Origin of the sequence: Streptomyces sp. NPDC016640 (assembly GCF_043076215.1) — a bacterium.
GTDB lineage: Bacteria > Actinomycetota > Actinomycetes > Streptomycetales > Streptomycetaceae > Streptomyces.
The window spans coordinates 1-2,720 of record NZ_JBIBRG010000046.1; the positions used below are offsets into that span (position 1 = coordinate 1).

The 2,720-nt window shown below is 74.0% G+C and carries 1 protein-coding gene; it reads left to right on the forward strand.

Annotation, left to right across the window (positions count from 1 at the left end):
• The coding region (locus ACF07S_RS33420; protein ID WP_391975923.1) for a type I polyketide synthase at positions 1-2,720 on the forward strand (2,720 nt) is incomplete at both ends.

Below are 2,720 nucleotides of genomic sequence, written 5' to 3' on the forward strand. Positions count from 1 at the left end.
CGCACGGTCGCCGAGAACCTCTCCTACGCCGACCCGCTGCTGCCCGTCGTCTCCAACGTGACCGGCCGCATCGCCGCACCCGGCGAACTCACCACACCCGCCTACTGGGTGACCCACGTCCGTGAGGCCGTGCGCTTCGCCGACGGTGTCCGTGCGCTGGCCGGGCAGGGTGTGACCCGGTTCGTGGAGCTGGGTCCGGACGGTGTGCTCAGCGGCATGGCGCGCGAGAGCGCCGGCGACGACGCCCTCCTCGTACCGCTGCTGCGCAAGGACCGCGACGAGGAGACCACGGCCCTCACCGCTCTCGCCCGGCTGGCGGCACAGGGCCTGACGGTCGACTGGACCGCGTACCTCGCCGGAACCGGCGCCCGGCTCACCGACCTCCCGACCTACGCCTTCCAGCACCAGCGCTACTGGCCCACGCCCGACGCGTCCTCCGGGGACGTCGAGTCCGCCGGTCTGCGCTCCGCCGGCCACCCCCTGCTCAGCGCGGCCGTGGAGTTCTCCGACTCCGACGGCCTCCTCCTCACCACCCGCCTCTCCCTGCGCACCCACCCGTGGCTGGGCGAGCACGTCGTCATGGGCAACGTCCTGCTGCCCGGCACCGCCTTCGTCGAACTCGCGGTGCGGGCCGGGGACGAGGTCGGCTGCGACCGCGTCGAGGAACTCACCCTGGCCGCCCCCCTCGTCCTCCCCGAGCAGGGCGGCGTCCAACTGCACCTCCAGGTCGGCCCGGCCGACGCCGCGGGCCGCCGGAGCCTCACCGCCCGTTCCCGGCCCGAGGGCGCGGACGACCGGCCCTGGACCGAGCACGCCACGGGCGTCCTCGCCCCGGGGACGGCCCCCGCCTTCGACACCGGTGCCTTCGACACCGCCGTCTGGCCGCCCGCCGACGCCGAGCCCCTCGACCTGACGGGTCTCTACGAGCGCATGGCCGAGGGCGGATACGAGTACGGCCCCCTCTTCCAGGGCCTGCGCGCCGCCTGGCGCCGAGGTGACGACGTGTACGCCGAGGTCGCCCTCCCCGAGTCCGCGGAGCGCGACGCCGCCGGTTTTGGACTGCACCCGGCGCTGCTCGACGCGTCCGTGCAGATCTCCGCCCTCGGCGGACTCGCGCGGGGAGTCGTCCCGTTCTCCTGGGAGGGCGTGACCCTGCACGCCACCGGCGCCCGGGCCGTCCGGGTCCGCCTGACCCGGACCGGTGACGAGTCCGCCACCGTCGCCGTGGCCGACCCCACCGGGGCACCGGTCGCCACCATCGAGAACCTGGTGCTGCGCGCCGTCGCCTCCGACGGCGCCGTCGACACCACGACGCGGGACGCCCTGTTCCACCTGGCCTGGACGACCCTCCCCGCTCCCGCGCCGGACAGCGGTGCCGAGGACGCCCCCTCCACGGCCGTCCTCGGCACCACCGACGACCTCCTCGCCGCCCTGACCGGCCCTCGTCATGCCGACTTCGAGGCGCTGGTGCACGACGGTGCGGTGCCGGCGACGGTGTTCGCCGTCGTACCGCCGACCGGCGAGCAGGAGGCCGGCGTGATCGGCTCCGTGCACGGAGCTGCCGCCTGGGCGCTGGAGCTGGTGCGGTCGTGGCTGGCGGAGGAGCGGTGTGCCACCTCGCGGCTGGTGTTCGTGACGCGGGGTGCCACTGAGGGCGGCGATCTGGCCGGTGCCGCAGTGTGGGGTCTGGTGAGGTCGGCTGTCTCGGAGCATCCGGGGCGGTTCGGTCTGCTGGACGTCGAGCCGGGTGCGGTGTTGTCGGCCGAGTTGTTGGGTGCGGCGTTGGCGGTGGGTGAGGCCGAGGCCGAGGTTGCGGTGCGTGGTGGTGGGGTGCTGGTGCCTCGCCTGGCGCGGGTGACGTCGGAGCTGGGTGGTGTGGGTGGTTCCGGCTGGGATGTGGCCGGGGGCACGGTGCTGGTGACGGGTGGTACGGGTGGTCTGGGTCGTGTGGTGGCCCGTCATCTGGTGGTCGGGCACGGTGTGCGGGATCTGCTGTTGGTGAGTCGTCGTGGTGCGGCTGCCGAGGGTGTCGAGGCGTTGGTCGCGGAGTTGTCCGGGTTGGGTGCCCGGGTGTCGGTGGAGGCCTGTGATGTGGCCGATGCGGATGCGGTGGCGGCTCTGGTGGGCCGGTATCCGGTGCGGGCCGTGGTGCACACGGCGGGTGTGCTGGACGACGGTGTGGTGGAGTCGCTGACGGGTGAGCGTCTGGCGGGTGTGCTGCGTCCGAAGGTGGATGCGGCCTGGCACCTGCACGAGGCGACGAAGGACCTCGACCTCACCGCCTTCGTGCTCTTCTCCTCCATGTCGGGCATCCTCGGCGGCCCCGGACAGGCCAACTACGCGGCCGGCAACACGTTCCTGGACGCCCTGGCCCGGCACCGCCGCTCGCTCGGCCTGCCGGCCACGTCCCTGCCCTGGGGCCCGTGGACCCAGGACGCAGGCATGATCGGCACCCTCTCCGACACCGACGTACGGCGCATCGCCCGCGCCGGCATGCCGGAACTCACCCCCGAGCAGGGCGCCGCCCTCTTCGACGCCGCACTCGCCACCGGTGAACCCGTCGTCCTGCCCGTGCGCCTCGACCTGCCCGCCCTGCGGGAACAGGGCGACGTCCACCCCATGCTCCGTGGTCTGGTCCGGGTGCGGGCGCGGCGGTCGGTTGCCGGTGGTTCGGTGGCGACGGCCGGTCTGGTGCAGCGGCTGGAGGGTCTGGGCCGGGA